This is a genomic window from Shewanella sp. A32, from assembly GCF_029167175.1.
GTDB lineage: Bacteria > Pseudomonadota > Gammaproteobacteria > Enterobacterales > Shewanellaceae > Shewanella > Shewanella yunxiaonensis.
Genome location: NZ_JARFTS010000032.1, coordinates 1 through 22635, shown reverse-complemented (window position 1 = coordinate 22635; position 22635 = coordinate 1). Strand labels below are relative to the sequence as shown.

General features: G+C 51.1%; 24 protein-coding genes. 3 read left to right on the top strand and 21 right to left on the bottom strand.

Annotated elements, in window-relative coordinates; all coding sequences use genetic code 11:
• Window positions 1-303: 303 nt before the first annotated feature.
• Window positions 304-864, top strand: a complete 561-nt coding sequence (locus PY479_RS16530) for a DJ-1/PfpI family protein (RefSeq protein WP_212594362.1) — start codon at window positions 304-306, stop codon at window positions 862-864.
• 68 nt (window positions 865-932) lie between these two features.
• Entirely contained in the window at window positions 933-1208 is a 276-nt protein-coding gene (locus tag PY479_RS16525; protein WP_212594363.1) for a ribbon-helix-helix domain-containing protein, read from the top strand.
• Here PY479_RS16525 and PY479_RS16520 read toward each other — a convergent pair whose 3' ends face one another.
• From PY479_RS16520 to PY479_RS16475, 10 genes are all read right to left on the bottom strand, one after another.
• Window positions 1209-1859: a class I SAM-dependent methyltransferase gene (locus PY479_RS16520; RefSeq protein ID WP_228730352.1), complete on the bottom strand. Its 651-nt coding sequence runs from the start codon at window positions 1857-1859 to the stop codon at window positions 1209-1211.
• Between the two features lie 163 nt (window positions 1860-2022).
• Entirely contained in the window at window positions 2023-4323 is a 2301-nt protein-coding gene (locus PY479_RS16515) for an immune inhibitor A domain-containing protein (protein WP_275484438.1), read from the bottom strand.
• A gap of 368 nt (window positions 4324-4691) precedes the next feature.
• Complete coding sequence (nifM, locus tag PY479_RS16510; RefSeq protein ID WP_275484437.1) at window positions 4692-5519, bottom strand: nitrogen fixation protein NifM; 828 nt, start codon at window positions 5517-5519, stop codon at window positions 4692-4694.
• Window positions 5492-6019, bottom strand: coding sequence for a nitrogen fixation protein NifZ (locus PY479_RS16505; RefSeq protein WP_275484436.1), 528 nt, complete (start codon window positions 6017-6019; stop codon window positions 5492-5494). The genes nifM and PY479_RS16505 overlap by 28 nt, the downstream gene beginning before the upstream one ends.
• Before the next feature lie 13 nt (window positions 6020-6032).
• Window positions 6033-6365, bottom strand: coding sequence for a nitrogenase-stabilizing/protective protein NifW (locus PY479_RS16500; RefSeq protein ID WP_212594367.1), 333 nt, complete (start codon window positions 6363-6365; stop codon window positions 6033-6035).
• Between the two features lie 14 nt (window positions 6366-6379).
• Entirely contained in the window at window positions 6380-7531 is a 1152-nt protein-coding gene (gene nifV / locus PY479_RS16495) for a homocitrate synthase (RefSeq protein WP_275484435.1), read from the bottom strand.
• A gap of 7 nt (window positions 7532-7538) precedes the next feature.
• The gene (gene nifS, locus PY479_RS16490) at window positions 7539-8783 is read right to left on the bottom strand and encodes a cysteine desulfurase NifS (RefSeq protein WP_275484434.1); all 1245 of its coding nucleotides are present in this window, start codon (window positions 8781-8783) and stop codon (window positions 7539-7541) included.
• Window positions 8773-9699: a Fe-S cluster assembly protein NifU gene (gene nifU, locus PY479_RS16485; RefSeq protein WP_275484433.1), complete on the bottom strand. Its 927-nt coding sequence runs from the start codon at window positions 9697-9699 to the stop codon at window positions 8773-8775. Before nifU ends, nifS begins: the two co-directional genes overlap by 11 nt.
• Before the next feature lie 535 nt (window positions 9700-10234).
• Window positions 10235-10669: a hypothetical protein gene (locus tag PY479_RS16480; protein ID WP_212594371.1), complete on the bottom strand. Its 435-nt coding sequence runs from the start codon at window positions 10667-10669 to the stop codon at window positions 10235-10237.
• Window positions 10670-11181: 512 nt separating this feature from the next.
• Complete coding sequence (locus PY479_RS16475; protein ID WP_275484432.1) at window positions 11182-11595, bottom strand: hypothetical protein; 414 nt, start codon at window positions 11593-11595, stop codon at window positions 11182-11184.
• 438 nt (window positions 11596-12033) lie between these two features.
• Here PY479_RS16475 and PY479_RS16470 point away from each other — a divergent pair, with 438 nt between their 5' ends.
• On the top strand, window positions 12034-12282 hold the full coding sequence (locus PY479_RS16470; protein WP_212594373.1) for a DUF6868 family protein: 249 nt from the start codon (window positions 12034-12036) through the stop codon (window positions 12280-12282).
• Window positions 12283-12531: 249 nt separating this feature from the next.
• On the opposite strand, the gene fdxB is transcribed toward PY479_RS16470, so the two are convergent.
• The 11 genes from fdxB to PY479_RS16415 form a co-directional block, all read right to left on the bottom strand.
• Window positions 12532-12810, bottom strand: a complete 279-nt coding sequence (fdxB, locus tag PY479_RS16465; RefSeq protein ID WP_275484431.1) for a ferredoxin III, nif-specific — start codon at window positions 12808-12810, stop codon at window positions 12532-12534.
• Between the two features lie 34 nt (window positions 12811-12844).
• Window positions 12845-13342 (bottom strand): NifB/NifX family molybdenum-iron cluster-binding protein, encoded by a 498-nt coding sequence (locus PY479_RS16460; protein WP_275484430.1) that lies wholly within the window; start codon window positions 13340-13342, stop codon window positions 12845-12847.
• Complete coding sequence (gene nifN / locus PY479_RS16455) at window positions 13339-14709, bottom strand: nitrogenase iron-molybdenum cofactor biosynthesis protein NifN (protein ID WP_275484429.1); 1371 nt, start codon at window positions 14707-14709, stop codon at window positions 13339-13341. The genes PY479_RS16460 and nifN overlap by 4 nt, the downstream gene beginning before the upstream one ends.
• Before the next feature lie 12 nt (window positions 14710-14721).
• Window positions 14722-16137: a nitrogenase iron-molybdenum cofactor biosynthesis protein NifE gene (gene nifE / locus PY479_RS16450; protein ID WP_212594377.1), complete on the bottom strand. Its 1416-nt coding sequence runs from the start codon at window positions 16135-16137 to the stop codon at window positions 14722-14724.
• Window positions 16138-16348: 211 nt separating this feature from the next.
• Window positions 16349-16618 (bottom strand): DUF6129 family protein, encoded by a 270-nt coding sequence (locus tag PY479_RS16445; protein ID WP_275484428.1) that lies wholly within the window; start codon window positions 16616-16618, stop codon window positions 16349-16351.
• Window position 16619: 1 nt separating this feature from the next.
• Window positions 16620-17315, bottom strand: a complete 696-nt coding sequence (locus tag PY479_RS16440) for a NifB/NifX family molybdenum-iron cluster-binding protein (RefSeq protein WP_275484427.1) — start codon at window positions 17313-17315, stop codon at window positions 16620-16622.
• Between the two features lie 15 nt (window positions 17316-17330).
• Complete coding sequence (gene nifT / locus PY479_RS16435) at window positions 17331-17552, bottom strand: putative nitrogen fixation protein NifT (RefSeq protein WP_212594380.1); 222 nt, start codon at window positions 17550-17552, stop codon at window positions 17331-17333.
• A gap of 63 nt (window positions 17553-17615) precedes the next feature.
• Window positions 17616-19187, bottom strand: a complete 1572-nt coding sequence (gene nifK / locus PY479_RS16430) for a nitrogenase molybdenum-iron protein subunit beta (protein ID WP_275484426.1) — start codon at window positions 19185-19187, stop codon at window positions 17616-17618.
• 74 nt (window positions 19188-19261) lie between these two features.
• Window positions 19262-20722: a nitrogenase molybdenum-iron protein alpha chain gene (gene nifD, locus PY479_RS16425; protein ID WP_275484425.1), complete on the bottom strand. Its 1461-nt coding sequence runs from the start codon at window positions 20720-20722 to the stop codon at window positions 19262-19264.
• 54 nt (window positions 20723-20776) lie between these two features.
• Complete coding sequence (nifH, locus tag PY479_RS16420) at window positions 20777-21658, bottom strand: nitrogenase iron protein (RefSeq protein ID WP_248953799.1); 882 nt, start codon at window positions 21656-21658, stop codon at window positions 20777-20779.
• A 642-nt stretch (window positions 21659-22300) separates the two neighbouring features.
• The coding region (locus PY479_RS16415) for a hypothetical protein (protein WP_275484424.1) at window positions 22301-22635 on the bottom strand (335 nt) is incomplete at its 5' end.

The window sequence follows — 22635 nt, the reverse complement described above, 5'->3', positions numbered from 1 at the left end:
CTGGCTGTAACATTATAAATCTGGGCATTATTTGCGCATTTTCAAGTTCTGGAACGCAAAAGTTATTGGTTATCGCCGCGGAGGTTCCATGTATTCTGAAGCAGGCAGCAACAGAAAGGGTTGTCATTTTTGCTACATCGCTTATCAGCACCATTGGAGCTACTGACTACTCAGCCAATCAGAATGTAATACCTGGCCTTACAAATATCCGCAGACACTGGGCATCTGTAGTAATCTCTTATTACCACGGATGCCAAATAACTTGGTAAGTTGATCCAACTGCAAACGCAAGGAGAGAACGACATGGCTAAGGTATTGATTATTGCTGGTGATTTTGTTGAAGATTATGAACTTATGGTGCCATTTCAGGCACTTGGCATGGTAGGCCATAAGGTCAGTGTTGTCTGCCCGGATAAAGAGGCTGGCGATAAAATCAAAACAGCCATCCACGATTTTGAGGGTGACCAAACCTACACCGAAAAACCGGGTCACCTCTTCACCTTAAATGCCGATTTTGCGGGTGTTTGTGCGGAAGAGTTTGACGCCTTGTTGCTTCCCGGCGGGCGCGCTCCAGAATATCTACGACTCAATCCACAGGTCATCACGCTGGTACAGGCGTTTGCCGAACAGAAAAAGCCTATTGCAGCTATCTGTCACGGCGCTCAGTTGCTGGCGGCCGCCAAGGTGATAAAAGATAAGAAAATTTCTGCTTATCCCGCCTGTGCTCCAGAAGTTGCTCTGGCCGGAGCTCAATATGCGGATATCGAGGTGGATGATGCCGTCACGGATGGGCTGTTTGTCACCGCACCGGCCTGGCCAGCGCATCCTGCCTGGCTGGCGCAATTTAACAAGCTGCTGAATTAGACTAAAGATCTAATGACTTTTACCGCCCCCGGATTAGGCTGGGATCACCTGCCAACTGGGGGCGTAATATGTGCGAAATCTATTCCGGCACCGAAGCCGAACTGTTTGAACTGAAAGCCCGTTCTGTGCGCATTGATGGTGTCGTGACCAGCATTCGGCTGGAAGCCGTATTTTGGAAAGTCATCGAAGATATTGCCGAAGAGGCGTGTATCTCGGTGGCCGAGTTCCTGACGCGTATCCATCGAGAAGTGCTGGCTAAACGTGGCGAAATTGGCAACTTTACCTCGTTGTTACGGGTAGCCTGTACCACCTATCTCAACGGTGGCAAACGGCTAAGCCTCTGATCAGGGTTTACGTTGAGTTACCCGAAATAAACGCCTGGGTAAGCGCCCCTCTTCAAACTCTGCCAGCTCAGGTTGCTGATATCCCTGGGCCAATAATGCCACCTTGTCTCGACTGAAAAAGTGCACAATAAACCCATTGTTTTCATAAAGATCATCCCCCCGATGGATGCCTTTACCATAGTCAGCATCCCCAGTATGACGCACAGTGTAAATATGCAAACCACCTGGGCGCAGCACACGCAAGACTTCGCGAGACAACTGTTGCAGTTCAGCAGTCGTCAGTGCCATACAAAACAACATATGGGAAAAGCATGCATCAACGCTGTTGTCAGCCAAAGGTAAGGGTTGCCGCACATCATGACAGACAGCAGAAATCTGCCGTGCCAGCCCGGCTTGCTGCGCTTTGCTATTAATAGCCGCGACACCAGCGGTTGAGTAATCCAGCACCGACACATCAAAACCATTAGCGGCAAAGAATAACGTGTCACGCCCTTGACCAGCCCCAAGTTCTAATAATTGCGGTTTCCCTTCTTGCTGCAACCTTGCTGCCGCCCACTGTGCCGGAGCGCTGGCAGCACAGCCGAACATATCGCCGTTATTGTTGAAACTGTTATCCCAATGTTGCCGCTGTCCGTTCAAAATATCGTCCAACTGACACCTCAATCATCTGGTCCGTCATTGTCTGATCCAGATCATCGGCGAAAAAACATTGTAATACGGTGAGTAATCACCAATTTTGTAAAAGCAAAAAATCCGGCGATCTATTGAACGCCGGATTTTAAATTTCAGATGCGATATGCGATTGCTCAGTGCATTACTTTGACGTTGTCACCTCTACCTGCATAAATTCGCCTTGGGCACTGATACTTTTCACCCGGATAACCGTACCGGTATTCGGATTGATCACGCCAGCGGCAGGTAATGCCGGATTCCAGTACTGCTGCATATCGTCAAAAATACTGACAGCTGGCAGACTCGGATGCCAGGAGGGCTGACTACGATAGTGCAGTTCCAGCGCATCCGTGTCATCTAAGCCAAATGTTGAATCGTATGATTGTGCCCGCAGATTCCACGGCTGACCATCGGCGCGATACATCACCTCAGGATGCGCATCAATCGGCAGGATCAACCCTGACCCCGGATGAACACTGGTATTGTTGTCACTGGCCGAAGCATCCCAGTAGCTGATTAGCAAACCATCCTGATATGGATAGTGTTCAACCCAATCATAAAGTTGTGGATTATCCATAAAGCCAAAGTTATAGGGGCCATCTCGCAGACTATTATCATACCCACGATAATTACGGTACTCAGCAACATAGGCATTAAAGAATCCGCCTGTCGATAAAGTACCATTTGTCCGCACAAAACCACGGTAGCTCCAGCCATCATCGGCTTCAGCATCTTCCAGCGGTGCACCGGTCACCATGATATTATCAACTTGCAGTCCGGACTCCATCACCGCTTCGTCAGTCACATAACGAAAACCAATGAGCACCTCACCGGAATAGGCAGACAAGTCGGCTGACAAGGTTACCCAAGCACCACCGCTGTTACCGGTAATACCATTACCCAGATTATTGCCATGCGGGTTAGTGTTAGTCGACTCGCTGGTTGCCACATTTTGCCAACTGGCCCCGCCATCAGTAGAAACAACTAAGTATGCATAATCCCAGTCCAGTTCAATGCTGTATTTGACCTGAGCGGATAGAGTCGCTCCGGCTGGCAAATCAAACACCTTAGCCATAGCATTGTCGATAAGATTGCCCTGTCCGCTATACCAGAAATAGTCACCTGCATAGGGTGTACCTACAGCGGTCACCACCGTTTTATCAGGCAAGATGATAAACAGAGCCTGAGCCTGCTTGGTATTCGCGGTAGCTGGACCAAGTTTGTGTTCGGATTTGTCTCCGGATGCGGCCACCTCATAATTGAGCCAACCCAGCTGCAATTTTTCCCAGGCGCCCATATGCATCGGCTCCGTACCGATACCATTTTCCGGCTGGCCGTTACTCCCGTATGAGCCAGAGGACATAAGGGTCCAGAAGCCAGTCGAGTTTTGACCACCTGCAGTATCGTACAGATCAGGCAAGCCTAAATCGTGGCCGAACTCGTGAGCGAACACTCCGACCGCGCCATTTTCCGGCTCAATGGTGTAATCGCCAATCCAGTATTTTGACTGGCCAATACGCACACCGCCATAAGGTACTAGACTGCCATCATCCAGTGTTGGTCCATCAGCACCGATCGGTGTTAGCTGCACATACCAGCGATGACTCCAGATAGCATCGGAACCCAAAGCACCGCCGCCAGTTTCCTGTCCCTCACCGGCATGTACCACCTGAAAATGGTCGATATAGCCATCAGGCTCATTAAAGTTTCCATCGCCATCGTGATCATAACGATCCCAAACATCAAACTGACTGAGGTATTCATCTATCTCTTCAACAGTTTTTCCTGCCGCTAACTGGTTGTTATACCAGGCAGTTACGCTATCCCGAACAAACCACCAAGTGGTGTAACATACCGTACCGCCACACCAGTCTCGACCGTAATGTGCTGCGTTATAAGGCACCTGTACCCAGTTGGTGACATCACCATTCACTGCATAGCGATTAGCTGATAACTCTTTATAAAAATTGCGCATGGAGATGGCATCAGCAGCATCAGAGAACAATAACTCCTTGTAGTGTGCCTGACTGAAATCCGGGGCCCAGATGGTGGAGTTGTTAACACTGCGGTCCGGTTCGGGGATCTGGTTATGCAGTGGACCAGGCTGGCCGCTCTTAAGAATTGTGTATGGCGAATCTGCTTCGCCGAACTCAGCGATAACCGTCCAGATTGTGTCTTCGCCTTCGCGCATGAGTTCCACAAATTGCCCTTTGGCAACCTGATGGACTTTTTTGGCTTTTTGTTTGTTAGACAGTTGTTGTTCCAATGCCTGTTGCCGTAATGCACGACGATTCTGCTCTAACGGGTTAGGCAAATCGTCTTTATGGCTACCCTGCTGCACGGTCACCTCTTGTGACGCTGCGATCACTGCTGGTGGAAGTAGCACAAAACAGGTGAACAACATGCTTACAGAACCAATCACTAGATTCTTTTGACTTCGCATAGATAATTCCTTGATAAACACATTCAAGTAAATGTGCTGCCTTCCGTGGCTGGAGCTAAGCCAACAAATCCACAAAGGTGCACTGTATGCCTACAGCTCAATACAGACTTGATAAGACTAGACGAAGAAATGAAGCACCGCAGAAAGACAAATGTAACTTTTTTATAACAATTGTAAGTCAAAAAAATAACGATTTGATATGTCGTAAATTTTCGTTGTTAAGGTGAAATATTCAATAAAAAGGAATCGCTTCTGGAGATTTATTTGTAGCGACTAGCGATATCAAGCGAGACAAATCACACCAACGGTAGCATTAGCCAGATTGACAAAAGCCACAGCGGTTATATGAGGTCAGCGCTTGAGTATGCCTATGCCATCAGAGTGTTGAGCCACTGCTTCTGCAGGTACTTTTTGGCGCGTTCATTATGGCGTTGCGCCAGTAGTGGAAACGCTTCATGAAAAGAGGCTACTTTGGCGGGTTTCATCTCGGTATACAGCACCAGATGAAACCCCAGTTCCGTCTCAATGGGCGCACTCACTTCGCCGGGTTGTAATGCAGGCAGCGCTGCAGCGATCTCCGGAAACAGTTTGCTTTCCTCACACCATCCCAGCAGTCCCTGCTCCATCGCACTAGGACATTCGGAATACTGCAGCGCCAGTGCGGCAAAATCTTTACTATCCGCCAGTTCGCGCACATGTCGGATGCGACTGCGTGCATTATCGGGCTGGTTTTCTGCGTAGTCGTTGTTTATCGTGATCAAAATCTGTTTCAGATACCACAAGCGACCGCGGCAGAATTGTTGCTGATGCGTCAGGTAGTATTCATAAGCTTGCTTGCGTGATAACGGCGGCACATCGGCGGCAATTTTATCCAGGATCACTTCACACAATAACTCGTCATATAATGCAGCACGGAATCCCGGCTCAGAGAGCCCCTGCTTTGCCAATGAAACCGCAAACGCTTCTGCGGATTCAAAACGTGCGGCACACTCAGCGACTGCAGCATCCAGTTGTTGTGGCGCTAACACCACACCAGCGGCTTCTTTCGCACCAAGAATCGCCTGTTGTAATCGCCCGAGTTGCTTTACCTGCAACTGCACTTCTGTCTGCTGAGTGGCTGACAGAAATTCCGGATTAAGGTTGAAACGCTCAGTGGCGACTTTGGCGGTCAGATAGCGCTGCTTTTGCGTCTCCATCGTAAATCCTCTACGGTTGTATCCGGTTCCAACAACGCCCGGTCTGGCACTGTCACTTCAATGTCGTTAGCCAGCAAAATGTCATAGCTGAGGGTGCCACTGTCGAGATCCCGGTGCGGCCATTGCACTTGCACCAACGCCCCTTTGTGCGCTACCACCGCACCTTCAATACGCAGGGATAACGCCAGTTGCGCTATATCCAGTGAGCGGAAACGACAAGGTTGCCAAGGCAATGCCGCATCGATCACTTCCACATCACGCAGACCAATTTGCCGGCCATTATGAGGAAAGAACACCTCATAGATGATCTGATCCTGCAAAAACCAGCCAAAGCTGCGCACCATGCCCACGGCGCCTTCTGCTACCAGCAGCTCACCCTTTTCCAATCCATAGAAGCTGCCATCGTTACGCACATCGCGAACGACCCTTACTTCACTGCCGTTATCGAAACGACTGTGTTCACTGTCTTCGATGGTTTCAAACATTGCCGGAGTTGCCATACGCTAATTCCTGTCAGACACTACAGCCACTGCAATCGCCACAACCCATGTCGGCAAATGCCAGCTCTTGCCCCATCGCTAACGAACCGTAAGCAATACGTACCGCTTTACGATGGTGTTCCTTGGTCAAGGGCGGATCGTAACGTTCGAGAATGGCGTGATACAGCCGCAAAATCTGCACCCGTTTGGTGGTGACTAATTCCGGGTCGTACTTAACGTTAAAGTAGTCCAGAAAATCCTCTGCTGTCTGCAAAGTCTCTGGCAATACTGTCGCTGCCGGGCCGCGACGGTTATGCCAGGAGGCTTCCGGTTCTACGGTGATATTTTCTACCTGAATGGTTTCCATGAAGATCTCCTTCGTTAGGCATCTGCATAAAGAGCATGAATAAATGGCTGCGCCAGCGCCCGTAAGTCGGCTTCGCGCGGTGAGCATTTACGGCTTTCCGACCACTGGCGTAACTGGCTGCGCAACTGTTCGCACTGCTGATCGCTCAGTTCGATTCCCAGACGGTGATACACCTCTAAAATGGCGCTAATGCCAGAATGCTTACCCAGCACTAAGGTGTGCTCGCGGCCCACTAACGCCGGCGCAAATCCCTGATAGTTGTTGACGTCTTTCAGTAGGCCGTCGATATGAATGCCAGACTCGTGGGTAAATACTGCGTCACCGACAATCGCTTTCTGTGGTGACACCAAACGGCCAGAAGCCACCAAAGCGTACTGACACAACGCGGGTAATTGTGGCAGTGCAATCCCGGTATGGCCTTTATTCAACACTTGAACTGCCACGGCCACCTCCTCCAGCGGTGCATTTCCTGCCCGCTCTCCGAGACCGTTGACCGTGGTATTGACGGAGGTGGCCCCGGCATCTATCGCTGCCAGTGTGTTAGCGGTCGCTAACCCCAAATCATTGTGAGCATGCATTTCGATCTGCAAATCGGTGTGTTGTCTGAGGCTAGCGATCATCTCGCGAGTACGAAATGGTTCGAGGATCCCTAATGTATCGGCAAAACGTATTCTGCTGGCCCCGGCAGCCTGTGCTACTGCAGCAACCGAGTGCAACATATCGGCATCAGCGCGGGAAGCATCTTCCATACCGACACACACCTGAAACCCCAGATCCAGAGCCTGTTTAACGTAACGATCACAACGGGCCAGCACCTGTTCTGGGTTGATATTCAGCTTGTGGCGGATCTGTTGCCGTGACACCGGGATCGACAAATCAACCCAATCCAGCCCCAGATTCAGTGCCTGACTGATATCCAGTTCGCTCATACGGCACCAGGCCATGGTTTTGGTCTGTGTCAGTGATGCGGTGATGGCTGCAATTGCTTCCTGTTCCTGCGCGCCCATCGCCGGAATACCCACTTCCAGCTCTGGCACCCCAGCGGCTTCGAGCAACCGCGCCAACTGCACCTTCTCATCGGTGGTAAACGCTACCCCAGGTGACTGTTCACCGTCACGCAGGGTGGTATCGTTAACAATTACGTTTGGCGGCTTGATACTACTCATAGACACCTCAGGCATAAGCCGGTGTAAACATCTCGGCCGAGCCGCAGTTATTCGCGTTGTCCCAATAGGGGGATAACATCCGCAGCCGCTCGACAATTGGCGGCAACTGCGCCAACACATAATCCACATCATCGTCGGTGGAGAAGCGTGACAACGAGAAGCGCAAGGTCCCGTGAGCGGCAGTGAACGGGATCTGCATCGCTTTCATTACATGCGAAGGTTCCAATGAGCCGGAGGTACAGGCAGAACCGGAGGAGGCCGCAATACCCACCTGATTCAACATCAGCAGCAGTGCCTCACCTTCAATATATTCGATGGCAATATTGCTGGTATTGGGTACTCGTTGCTGCGGATTGCCGGTGACAAAAGTGCTCGGAATACGGGCGAGGATCCCCTGCTCCAGACGGTCACGCAGCATCGCCAAACGCGTCATCTCTTGCGGTAATGCTTGATAGGCCAGTTCGGCAGCAACGCCCATGCCGATAATAGACGCGGCATTTTCAGTTCCGGCACGACGACCTCGTTCCTGATGTCCACCCCGCAGTAATGGCCGGAAACGCGTACCGCGGCGCAGGTATAAAGCGCCGACGCCCTTCGGCGCATGGAATTTATGACCGGAGATCGACAGCATATCGATGTCGGTATTCTGCACATTGATTGGATATTTCCCGGCGACCTGCACCGCATCGACATGGAACTGCGCCCCGACTTCCTTCGCCAGTTTTGCTAGCATTTCTATTGGGAACAAGGTGCCGGTTTCATTATTGGCCCACATGATGGACACAATCGCCACTTGCTCACTCAGCGCCCGACGATAGGCTTCCACATCGAGCCGCCCTTTACGGTCCACCCCAATCCAGTGCACCTTGTAGCCTTTACGCTCAAGATGCTGACACAACTGTAAGGTGGCCGGATGTTCCACTACCGAGGTGATGATCTCCCGCCGCTCCGGCATCGCTTCTACTGCCGACAAAATTGCGGTACTGGTGGCTTCGGTGGCGCAGGAAGTAAAGACCACTTCGGTGCTGTATTCTGCGCCAATCAGCGTCTGCACTTTTTCGCGAGCCGCTTCCAGCGCGTGACCAACTTTGGCCCCCAACTGGTGGATCGACGACGGGTTACCATAGTAGTCGGCTAAAAACGGCCACATCGCCTCCAGCACTTTGGGGTCCAGTTTGGTGGTGGCGTTATTGTCCAGATACACCATCTCAATAGCAGTGTCCGGTTTGCGGATGAATGCTTCAACAGTCATAAGTGGCCTCCTTTTTCGCAACCGGTGTGGTCTCCTGTACCGGAAAAACGGTGTAAGGCTCGCCTAAGGCTTTCGAGATCTTCACTTCCACATTTGCCAGTGTTAGCCCCGACAAACCGCAACCGGTGCAAGCGCCCGACATGGTGACGAACACCAGATTGTCCTCCACATCCACCAGCCGAATATCGCCACCATCGGCCTGTACTGCCGGACGCACTTCGGCAATCACCTGTTCAATCACGGTGATTTTTTCGGCCAGCGCGGCATCGAATGCCACAGGAATTTCTTCCACTACCGCAAGTGCCTGCACCGCGACCTGCAACGGTTTGGCTGGCGCGTCGCCCGCCATTTCGGCCAGACAGGCATCCAGTACCCACTCAATTTTTTCGTGACAAGAGGTGCATGCGCCGCCAGCCTTGGTGTAGTTGATCACTTCGTCCACGGTGGTAAGGCCATTGGCTTTCACCACTCGTTTGATCATCAGGTCATCGACCGCGAAGCATTTGCAGATTAGCTCACCTTCTTCATGGTCATCTTCCAGACTTTCCCCGCGATAACTCGCCGCGGCAGCATGTAAGGCTTCCATACCCATTACCGAGCAGTGCATTTTTTCCGGTGGCAGGCCATCTAGATAGTCCGCAATATCTTGGTTAGTCACCTTGAGTGCCTGCTCTAAGGTTTTGCCAATAATGATTTCAGTGAGAGCCGAAGATGAGGCAATGGCGCTACCGCAGCCAAAGGTTTGGAAACCGGCATCTTCAATAACCTCAGTCTCGGGATTGATCTTCAGACTCAGACTCAGCGCATCACCGCAACTGATGGAGCCGACATCGCCTCTGGCATTGGCATCACTGAGTAGTTTGGCATTTTTCGGATTGAAAAAATGCTGCTTCACTTTTTCGGAATAATCCCACATATACACTCCTTGCTTTATCTCCTTCGATGGGGCGAGTGAATGACACTAAACACCTAGGAGAAGCTCTGAAACCACGGTTGTGTATTAGGGATTGCAAATGTCACACCAGCAGTGTGCAACATTTAACCTGTTGAAAAATTGCGATATTCGTCAAATTTTGCACGCAAGCCAAATGTAAATTGTCTGTTAAAACTGACATTTGTCGGCCGTTTGTACCAAAGGCGACAATTTTGTAGCTTGGCGAATTGTCACACTCGCGACAAAGTGAATGGCCGCCGGTAAATGACGATGGCCGAAGAGAATCGGAGACAGCTTCGTTGGCAGGCGTTGGTACGAAGAGATAGTAGTAATGATGCTGAACAGAACTCCGCGAATGCAGAAGCATTTTTCTCAGTCACCACAAGGTTATTATGCACCAGGGCATTAACGCAAAAAGCCAATATTGGTCAGGGATAACTCACCGTTAAGGCTGAGCAATAGTGGCTTGATCGTTAAGCGCTGTAGCCGTCAGGCAATGCGGGTTAAGCGTGAGGAATTAGCCTTTCAGTCCCGGCTTGCTGGGCGTGTCAACTTTAAGCTGATCAAACTTGTAATGCTTATCGATGTGCTGGCCGTTGGCTGTGGTATCCACAATGGTCAGCTTATCGTCATTGGCCGCAAAGGTGATTTGAGCATCTGAGCTTTGCGTTTTCCAGGGACCTTTTTCAGTCGCCCAGATCGCTTTCGAGCCTTCAATTTTGCAGCGGTAAATATCGTGCTTCCAGTCATCCTGTTCATGGTATGACACGTAAACCAGTTTGCCGTTAACGTCATCCACGTTGAAAATGGACGGGTCTTTATTGAGCGCAGTTGCCACTGAGGCTCGGCAAATTTCTGCGTCGGTGAATTTCCCATTGCCCTGATGACAACCCGAGAGTAAGGCTGCCAGCAATACCGGAGAAAAAGTGAGTAAAGTAGTTCGAGTGGCCATATATCCTCCATAAGAGACAACAATGAGGCGCTTTGTAGTTGTTGGTGGCCGGTAGCAACCTCATTGCTAAAACAGAGAATCTTCAGTCTCTGCCTATATGACTAAAAAATAAATTAAAGAAACATGTTTTTTTGTTAATGTTCGGAAGAGTTACAGCATAGCCATTACATTTCTAGCAATGGCTATATTCGGCCAGAGTGGTCAGGACTTGCGGGGCAGAGTCCTACCCCACACTGCGCCCCGAAAAGATTACGCGCTTTGGCAAAGTTAAACGTTTTATAAACCGCCATGGCTGTACCGGCGATAACACAGTGCAAAGGCTGATTTAGCACTCGCAACTGACTGATAGTAAAAGCCTAAGTCCACAGCACCAAGCCCCCAGATCAATCACACACCATAGGTCATGCTAAAGCAGCAATTCAGGCTTTGAGGGAAGGGAAATAATGCTGACACAACGACAAAAAAGAAGGCCTCGCCAACACGAAGCCTCCTGGGAAATGATATCGGTGCGCTTATGAGCTTTTTAGCTGGGACAACTTATATTCGTTAGTAACTTGTTTGCCATCAGCGGCAGTTTCGGTAATGGTGAGTTGATTATAGTTTGCGACGAAGGAGATTTTGCCTTCGGTTTGGTTCTGCCACTGCCCTTTAGTCGGAGCCCAGAGCACATGGTCACCATCAAGCCGACAACGGTAAATATTTTGTGAAGCATTAGCGGGATCAGTGTAAGACACGTACACCAACTTACCGTTTTTATCCACCAGACTGATGGTGGAAAGATCGTGTTGTAACGCGGTTGCCATCGAGGCTTTACAGATTTCTATTGCTGAAAACTTACTTTGAGTTTGCGCTGTATCACCGCAACCGGCCAGAACCAGTGCTACTGCTAACGGTGAAAGCGAAACCAAAATTTTACTAAGTGTCATATATCCTCCAGGAATTAGCATGTGAACGTGCTAATAACATGAGAAATTTGCCATCAAATAAGTACATTTGTACCAAACCGGCTAACTGCCGACGGCAACAATCCCCCCACGGGTTTGTGCCAAAATTCGTCCGCTTTCACTGCTAGACGAGATAACCGATACAAATGCCCAAACGCATTAATACCTTGAATTACAAACTACCACTTCCACATTTCGTGCAAGCGTAGTGAACTCATTTATAGACATTCAAACCGCGATGTTCATCACCTATAGACTAAGGGCTAATAGCCTGAGGGGCGATTTATTAAAAATTTGTGAACGAGATGCAGAATATAAGTAAGTTTTGAAGTTTGTGGTCTGGACAAAGTGAGTAGAAAAGCTTCTGCATTTCCCGAACTATAATAGCGATACGGGCCACCAAGATTGGGACACGCAAGCATGTCACTTGAACAGATTACTGCGTTATTCCAATGGATGGCGCTAATTAATATCGGCTTGCTGAGTCTGTCAGCAGTGTTAGCCGCCGCCTTTAAACCTTTGCTGTTCAAATTACACGGTCAGTTATTCGGTCTGGAGCCACGACAGATTTCGGCGGTGATATATGGCTTTCTGGGATTCTATAAGGTGCTGATATTGGTATTTAATCTGGTGCCCTACTTGGCCATGTTGATCGTGAGCAATTACTGACTAATCCGGCATCAATTGATGATGTGCTGTGGAACCCAGTTCCTTTCGTCGTAGTTTCACTGGTTGCGTAGTCACTGGCGCCATCGAGGCTCGGGGCAAGATAGCAAGGTGTTGACTGCGTGGCACTCGGACCTCTGTGTAGAAGCGCACTGCAGCCAACGGATAATCATCAAACTAGCGCGGTAACGCCAGTTGCCGCTAAAAACTCACCGGCTGCAAGCAACTGGCGCGATCAGATGCCCCAATTGCCTATGCGGCAACTGCCGCGAAGCTCTGACAGCCTTTCGGACATACCTTGGCACAGGACTGGCAACCGATGCAATCGCCAGCGTCGGCGATTTCCATCACCATCATCACCTCTTCGCCGTAATCGTCTTCATCCGGCTCACGTTCCACCAGATCGAACACATTCCGGGAACAGACCTTAAAGCAGCGGCCACAGCCGATGCAGTTATCCTGATCTACTGCCTGGATAAATTGCGGTTCCCAGGTTTTACCGCCACGGGTAGTCCCCACGATATTGCTCATCACGCCTTCCTCTTATTGTCATTGATTAACACGCTTACCACTCTTCATCCATTAATGCTTGCAGTCGATCGCTGCAGTGTTCCTGTGGTTGTTCATCCAGTTGCTTCAGTGAACGGGCCAGCCAGCCCATCGGTGTACCGTTGAGTTCCTGACGAATATCGTCCAGTAACTGATGAATCTCACTGCCTTCCATCACCTTGACCGGATGGATCCCTTTATCCAGCAACTGGCGGATGGCGGAGGCACCGCAGGCGTTGCAGAAAATGGCCGAGCAGTGGCTCAGATCGCGGATCCGTGCTGGGAGCCGGTCATGGGTGCGACTGTCGTCTTCGGGATATTCGATGGCTTCGAGGATCGCCCACTGTTCGCGACCGATGCCATAAATCAGCACACTGCGAGCACTGCCAAAATGCTGATCGACGTGGCGTCGGTCTAAGGTGGCAAACGCTACTTTGAGCTGAAACTCAGCATCGGGCAGCGGTTCCACATATAGTTTGCGTTCACTGTTGGATTTCGGGAAATCAGCACTCATGATGCGCGCTCCTTACGCTGAACCTCGTCAGCGCCGAAGCGATAGGCACTGATATGCGGTGCCACTTCATCGTGATGATGGCGCAGTTGCAGATTGGCGAGGGCAAACAGCCTCTCACGACAACCTTCGTAACCGAACTGCTGTATGTCCATATTGCCGAACTGGTCGTGGCACGGATAACCGGCCCGCAGCACCGGTACTTGTGGTTCAAACATGCCAGCCGCGTGGCTGTTGCTGATAATGGTGGAGACCTGTTCGACCACAGGATTCAATGACGCCAGATCGCCAATCACCACTTCGGCAGCGCTGAGTTCGGCTAATCCTGGCGCGTCTACCGTGGTGACAATACGTGGCACTCGAATGCCCATGCTGGCCAGCAGCTTGCCATATCCGATGGCGAGGTCCGGTTCCAGTGCCACCGCGATCTGTTCATTACTTAGCACAAAGTGGCAATCAAGCATGGCATCCTGCAACCGGCGACGGGCGCGGCCAATCCAGTCTGGCACCGGCTTACCACTCAACTGTGACAATGCCAGCACCAGTGCATCCATCTGGGCGATATCCATGCCCATATCCAGACTGATCAGCGGGATATCGAAGCGTTGCTTGAGCCAAGTCGCGGTGGGTAACAATGAACGCCCCAACACCAGCGTGGCACAGCTGTCAGCCATCAATTCGATTTCCAGAATCGAGGTGCCGCCAGTGGAACAGGCAGAATAGTCGCTGTCATCCAGATGCCCATCGAGCGACAACGACAGATCCGGCACCATGATGGCATCCAGCGCGAAAGCCTCGAGATAACCTTGTAAGGTTTCGATATCAGCTGCGGTCATGCCGATAGAGCACAGCACATTGACCTGTTTACGTTGTTTCTGTCTGCCGCTGGGTGGCTGCACCGTCTGCCGCACCACCGCATCGACGCAACTAGCAAAGCCGGTTTGCATCGAGCCGCTGAAGTCCGGCGTGCTCATATTGATGATGCGCGTCGCGGCATACTGTGGATATTGGCGGCGAAAATCGTGGATCACCCGATACGTATCGGTGCCCTGCATTTCGGTGAGGCCGGTGGTCATCACCGTGATTAACTGCGGCGCTTCTTTTTCGCAAAGGGTTTTCAGCGCTTCAAACAGGTTTTCATCACCACCCATCACTGCGGCGACCTGATCGATGGCGGTGTTCTGCAATGGAATGGGTTCACGCAGATGCTGGATCAGATACACTTTAGCGAAAGCACCACAGCCCTGAGAGCCGTGCAGCAGCGGAATGGTTTTCTTCAGTCCCATGCTGGCCAGGGTCGCCCCGGTGGCGGGACTGGTTTTCAGCGGCTGGGTCACCAGCGGCGTGTTCTGTTTAATGATGGTCGCCATGACTGCCTCCGCTTATTGACCGTAAAGTGCTGCAACAGGCTCAGCACCGGCATTTTGTTCCCAGGGCGCATGACTGCGCACGGCCCCCCAGATTGGGCTATTGAGCGTCCGCACCAACTCTGCCGCCAGAGTGATCATCCCCTCGTAGCCTGCATAGGCGTGGTGCCGTTCCTGATTGATGTCGAGAAACGGCAAGCGGCCTTTCAGCGCGGTATACATGTTGCGGCCACCGGCAATCATCAAGTCAGCATTGTGCTGACGGCAGGTATTGAGCAGTAAGCGAGCACCACCTTCGTCCAACATCAGCGCGTTTTCGCCCATGATCTCAGTGATGCGCTGTTTATCGGCCTGGGTAGATTTTTTAGTGCCAGTAGCCACCACTTCAATGCCGAGTTCATTGAGTGCGGAAATCACAGACCAGGACTTAACGCCGCCGGTGTAGAGCAGCGCCTTTTTGCCTTCGAGTTGCTCACGATATGGCCGTAGCGCGGCGCGCACCCGGTCTTCTTCGCGGGCAATCACTTGTTCAACATGGGCATTGAGTTTGTCATCATGCAGTAATGCGGCAAAGTGACGCAGCGCAGCCGAGGTGTCGGATATGCCGTAGAAGCTGCCTTCAAACCACGGGACGCCCCATTGTTCTTGCAGCAGCCGCGCAACGTTGATCTGCGCCCGCGAACACACCACCATCGCGGCATCGGCGCGGTGCATGGTCTGAATTTGGTGAAACTGGGTATCGCCCGCCATACAGCACAGTACCCGCAACCCCAATTCTTCAAACAATGGCGACACATGCCAGAATTCACCAGCAATGTTGTATTCACCAATCAAGACAATGTCGTGCACCTGGCGACTGGGGTCGTGTTTCATCAAGGGTTTGGCTGGCGGCTCGGCGGTGCCGACCACATGCTTGATCATCACACTGCCCGCGATACGGTTACCGAAGTTTTTGTTGCCATAGAACCCGGCAGCATCTACCGGCACCACCGGAATACCCCAGCGTTGCTGCGCCAGTTTGCAGATAGCGGCAATATCATTGCCCTCCATCGCTGGCACGCAGGTCATATACACAAACACTGCCGGTGGCTGATGTTGTTCAATCAGCTGCTTAATGGCGTGTAACAGACGTTTTTCCGCGCGGCCCATAATCACGTCTTGTTCATTGAGGTCAGTGGTAAACCCTAAGCGAAACAGGTTGGAGCCGATGGCGCGGGTACCACGGTTGTTCCAGCTGTTACCAGCGCAAGCGATAGGACCGTGCACAATGTGGCCGACATCGGCAATCGGCAACAGACTGATTTGCGCGCCGTCGAAACAGCAACCACCCGCGGTGGCACCGGGCTTGGGACGGGAACAGCCACTCTTTTTGCCACTGTTGTGTTCACAGGCTGGCTCATCCTGTAGCAACCGGATCTCGGATAGTTTCATGGCGCCTCCCTCAGTGATTACTGCCATTGTCTGAGCCGATTGTCGGACAGACCGGTGTCTGGGAGTGGTAGTGCAAATACAGAGCCAATAGCTAAGTCATTGTTTTGTTTTAATTGTCAGCTTGTCGTCAAACCAACAAAAAAAGCCTTTGTCACGTTTGCGACAAAGGCTAAAACTTGCAGCCAATGCAAGATACTACGTTAAAAACACTTCACGACTCATGAAGCGCCACAAGGATGCCAGAACTCTGTTCCGGCCACGGGGTGAGACTGGCACAGCCTGTCGCTGACAGGCGTACCAGATGCAGATCGAAACCATCGAAAGTCAGATAGGGCTCGCGTTCTCCGGTGTCATCTTCACTGCATAAAGTGAAGCGCCACTGGGGGTAAGCAGCCCGCAACCGGACCAGCAGCGCCTCGTCAATCGTGGACTCACACGCAATACGTGAGCCAATGGTTTCTATTTCGCGATCAAGTGTCATCTCAATCCTCCTCGAACAGCAGCTCATTCTGACTGGAGGTGATCCCCAGCAATTTGCAGATCCAAGGGGGTGGGTTGTGACTAATCACCTGACTCAGTTCTGTTAGTGCCTCTGCCGCTGGCATCGGTACCATTTTCTTGACCGGATGGATATTGGCACGAGTGACTTTTGCCGCCGCTGGCCCACCGATGGACAAGGTAAACAGCATCTGACACCCCTTCAGCTGATTCAGCATATATTCGGCGCGGGCTTCGCCCTGCAGGCCGCCATCAATATTGCGCACATCCACCAGCTGATGAGCATAGGCATTCACTTCATACACCAGCACCCGCATACAGGAACCATAATGACCATTGATCATTTCGCCCTGATTGGAGGTAATCGCCACCGTGAGCTTCGGGCCGACTAACGGCGGTAACAGGCTCAGTTGCGGCGCATCCAGCTCCTCCACCTCATTATTGGTGAGGATTGCCAGTGCCGACGACACATCGCGGCGGGTCGGCGTCTCGCTGAGCGAAGACACCATCACCCGAAACGATTTAGGTGAAATACCCGCTAGTTTTTCTTCGGACAGGGGTTCGCCCAGATGCTGCAGCAGCAGATCTAGCAGCGAGCCTAAGCCCACTTCCGGCAAGCTCCGTACCGCCAGGGCAATGCGCAAGGCGGCTTCATCTGAAATCAAAGGTTGTTGCATCATCACCCGCCCCCTCCTTTACGCGGCCTGTAGCCGTTTTGCTCGCACGGTAATCGGTAACCTTTCCGGAGCTGGTATCGGATCGATATAGTAAATAGCGCCACCAGCCAAATGCACTTCACCACCCCACTGCTCGGCAGTGTCAAATTCAAAGTGAGTGATTGCTTCTTCCAAATCCTTTTTCGGCAGGTACAGACACAGCGCGCCCTGCTCGTTGTACTGAATCATCACGTTCGCCATGGTTTTTCCCTCAAGCAGTCGCCAAAAATATTGCCGGTGACATCACTGTCACCGGCGTTTTGCTTAACGCACTAGGTCAAAGGCAAAATCAGTTTTGCCCAGTTCCATGGTGTCGCGGTCCAGCTTGGCCAGCACTTCGTTCACCAGCGTAGTGAGGATGTACATGGCACCTTCGTAGCCCAGTGTGGACTGACGATGCAGGTGGTGACGGTCAAAGATCGGGAAGCCGATACGGACCAACGGTACTTCAAACTCAGCGCCCTTGGCTTTGGTATCACGCTCGATGAACTTACCGTAAGAGTTGCCGATCATCAGATCTGGCTTCTCGGTAAACATTAGCGAACGGAAGTGCCACAGATCCTTACCGGTAAACACCTGCGCGTCTTTGCCGTAAGGGGTTTCAGCCAGTATGGCTTCCAGCTGCTTACGCCAGCGCTTGCTGCCGTTATGACACAGTACGTGTTTCACTTCGCAGCCCAGCTCGGTGAGGAACTTACACATACCGGTCAGGTAGTCTGGGTCACCAAACAACGAGATAGTCACGCCGTGCAGCCAAGTGTGAGAGTCAGTCATCATGTCAACCAGACGGCCACGTTCCTTAGTGATAGACGCCGGAATTGGCTTACCAGTCAGCTCAGACACTTTCATCACAAAGTTGTCAGTCCATTCCAGACCCATTGGGATCTGCAAGTCTGGTACATCCTGCTTCCAGGTCTCAGTGACAAACTTTTTGGTTTTTGACAGCTGATCGGGTTGCAGCAACAGCGTGCTGATGGCGTTGGGAGCATCTTTCAGGTCAGCAATTGGGGTACCACCGGCATACATGCGATATTCGCCATCGGCTGGAGTATCCAGTACTTCTGAGGGGTCGCACAGGAAGGAGTAGTCCACATCCATCTCTTTCAGCATGCGATGGATGACGCGATAGTTGCCAAGGTAGGTTTCAAAGCCTGGCACAATGTTGATTTTGCCGTTGCTGCCTACAGTCTTGTCAGCCATCTCATTGAGAGTGAAATAGCGTAGAAAACCTTCAAACATCCCATCCCACCCGGTGACATGGCTGCCAACAAAGCTTGGTGTATGGGCAAACGGTGTTGGCACGCTTTCAGGCAGATGACCTTCTTTCTTGGCGTTACCAATGAACGCATTGAGGTCATCACCGATAACTTCGGCCATACAGGTGGTGGATACCGCGATCACTTCAGGCTTATAGAGCGCATAAGCGTTTTCGAGACCAGCGAACATGTTTTTCTGGCCACCGAATACCGCAGCGTCTTCAGTCATGGAGTCGGAGACACAGGCGACCGGCTCTTTGAAGTGACGGTTGAAATAGGTTCTGAAGTAAGCCACACACCCCTGGGACCCATGCACATATGGCAGGGTATTTTCAAAACCCAGGGCACAAAGTACCGCACCCAATGGCTGACAAGCCTTGGCGGGATCAATGGTGATGTGCTTACGGTTAAAGTTAAGTTCTTGGTATTCCTTGGTTGTCGTCCAGTCAAACACCTCTTTGACTTTGTCGGCATCCACGCTTTCTTCAAAAGCGCCACGCTTGCCAGCGAGCAGCTCCTGATATTCCGGTTGCCGGAATAGGGCATAACCGGTTTTGATATCTTCAACTTTTTGCGTCATGACTCTTCTCCTGCCGTGCCACTAATCCGTGAACCCCGGCTCGGTTATCCGGGCTGAACATTGCTCAGCCTGTCTTATGCTGACTTTTTCAAAGTGTCAGCTTCCGCCTTAACCCAAGGGGCTTTCATTTTGTGCCAGCATGGGTTGTTGATCGTCAGGTCCATATCGCGGGCGAAAATGGCAAAGCCATCGACACCGTGGTAAGGGCCGGAGTAATCCCAGCTGTGCATTTGGCGGAATGGGAAGCCCATTTTCTGGAATACATACTTTTCTTTGACGCCGGAACCGACTAAATCCGGTTTCAGTTTTTTGACGAAGGCTTCCAGTTCATAGGCACTGGCATCGTCAAACAGCAAAGTTGCTTCCTTTACTTCAGGCACGGTTTTGACATAGTCGTCGTTGTGAGCGAATTCATAGCCAGCACCCACAATTTCCATCCCCAGATCTTCATAGGCACCGATGATGTGACGTGGGCGCAAACCACCGACGTACAACATGACTGTTTTGCCTTCCAGACGTGGACGGTACTTGGCAATCACCTGATCCCATTGAGCTTTGTAGCGCTTGATGACTTCTTCCGTCTGTGCCTTGATCTTGTCGTCAAAGAACGAGGCAATTTTGCGCATAGACTCTTCGATTTTGGTGGGGCCAAACAGGTTGTATTCCACCCAAGGTATGCCGTTCTTCTCTTCCATGTAGCGCACGATATAGTTCATAGAACGATAGCAATGCACTAGGTTGAGTTTGACGTGTGGGGTGTTTTCCATTTCAGCCAGCGTACCGTCACCGGACCACTGTGCGACAACGCGCAGACCCATATCTTCCAGAATGATGCGGGAAGACCAGGCGTCACCACCGATGTTGTAGTCACCAATAATGGCGACGTCATAAGGCGTGGATTCAAACGGTTTGTCAGCGGATTTTTCCAGCACGTGATCACGGATGGTATCGTTAGCGATATGGTGCCCCAGCGATTGAGACACACCGCGGAAACCTTCACAGCGTACCGGCACAATGGTTTTGCCGATTTCAGCGCCTTTGGTTTTGGCCACCGCTTCAATATCGTCACCGATAAGCCCTACCGGACATTCGGACTGGACAGAGATCCCTTTAGACAGCGGAAACAGTTGTTCCAGCTCATCAATGGCCGCCGCAAGTTTCTTGTCGCCCCCGAACACAATGTCGCGTTCCTGGAAATCTGTGGTGAAGTTAAGGGTGCCGAAACTGTCTACCCCGGTAGTACCAGAATAGTAGTTACGACGACCGGCGCGGGAATACTGGCCGCAACCGATAGGACCATGGGAGATATGGATCATATCTTTGACTGGACCCCAAACGACCCCTTTGGAACCGGCGTAAGAACAACCACGAATGGTCATTACCCCGGGCAGGGATTTACGGTTAGAGGTCACACACTTACTACCGGCCTGCTCTGGGTCGTTAACTGCCAAATGCTTGGCACGATCCTTTTTAGCCGCCGCCGGATAAACCTCCAGTACCTCGTCAATCAAGGCCTGGGTTTCTGCTTTGCTCATCGACATCGCTGGTTCCTCATTAACTGATGCAGGAGAGGATGAAAACCACTGACCTTAGGCCGCGTTTTCTTCCGCCGCAGTTTTACCGATGATGGTTTCATCTTCCTCTTCGAGGATACCGAACTCCATCAGCAGGTCTTCCAGTTCATCCATGGTGACCGGATTAGGTACCACGAACATTTTGTTATCGATGATCTTGCGCGCCAGCGTGCGATATTCATCCGCCTGCTTACAGTTAGGATCGTATTCGATAACGGTCATACGGCGGATTTCAGCACGCTGTACGATGTTGTCACGAGGAACGAAATGGATCATCTGGGTACCGATCTTGGCCGCCAGCGCCATGATCAATTCATCTTCACGGTCAGTATTACGGGAGTTACAGATCAGACCGGCCAGACGTACGCCACCAGTGGCTGCGTACTTACAGATGCCTTTAGAGATGTTGTTAGCGGCATACATTGCCATCATCTCACCAGAACATACGATGTAGATTTCCTGCGCTTTGTTTTCACGGATTGGCATGGCGAAACCACCACAAACCACGTCACCCAGCACGTCGTAGAATACGAAGTCCAGGTCGTCTTCATAAGCGCCTTCTTCTTCGAGGAAGTTAATCGCGGTGATAACCCCACGACCGGCACAACCTACGCCTGGCTCTGGACCACCTGATTCAACGCAACGAACATCGCCGTAACCGATTTTCAGTACGTCTTCCAGTTCGATGTCTTCCACAGAACCGGCTTCCGCCGCAGTTTCCATGATGGTGTTCTGCGCTTTGGAGTGCAGGATCAGACGAGTAGAGTCAGCTTTAGGGTCACAACCGATGATCATGACTTTCTTACCGAGTTCGGCCAGAGCCGCTACCAGGTTCTGGGTAGTGGTGGATTTACCGATCCCCCCTTTCCCATAAATCGCACATTGACGAATTGCCATAATGGTTCCTCCTGTGTTGGACAAAAACAATTCAGGACTCGTAGTGCGAAAATTAAGCCAATTAACAAAATTAAACATAATATTGAATTTAAAGGATTTTATTCTTTGTTAGTTAACCAACAATGGAATGGGCAGATAACAAAACCCAAGGGAATTGTCGTGTTTGAAACAAGTTTGTTAGTCTGCTGGTGCGGCAGACTTGTCGCATTTTGTGGGTGGATGTCGGGTGTCATCCTGAGCGGAATCTATCACTGTGTGATTGGGTTGATATCGCTACGCGATGGCAAACTACGTTTGCGAAAGTCGTGGAACTGCTCGTTCCACACCAGAGCCAAAGGGCGATGCTCGTCCCTCGCCCTTTGGAAACCCGACGACGCCCCACGGCGCGAAACGCTACGGGCTTATGGTTTGCCATTTTCGCAAAACGCACCGATTCGCCATCCATGGCTCAACGTTGCTTCTCGATATCTGTCGGGCAGGAAGCCCAAATGCCGTGAAGGACATGGATGTCCGAGAACGGCCATATCTCGATTGCTCAATGGCTGCCCAACGCGCCTTCGCCGCGCCGAAGGGGAATCGGCGTTGCCTAAAATAGAGAGGACGGTATGAAACTAAGTGCCTTTTCTTATATTCTTAACAATATTATTTTTTCTCAATTGCAGTTTTAAGTAAATTAATAATATCTTTAATGGTTACTGATTCTTCTTCCATTTGATGAAGTTGATTTAAACCAAAAAACTTTACAGTTAACTCTTCCTTGACTTTATCTTTAGTTTCCTTCGGTAATTTTTCCAAATATGGATCTAAAGAGGCTAATTCTAATTCAGCCCTTCTATTGTGGTTTTCTAATTCACGATGTTTAGAAGACTCTTTAGCTGCATATGCTGCTGGAATGCCTAGCAGGGCAAGATCACGAACATAATTTGAGCTATTAGACTGACATTCTCCCAAAGGGCTGGACGGTTCATACTGGCTGT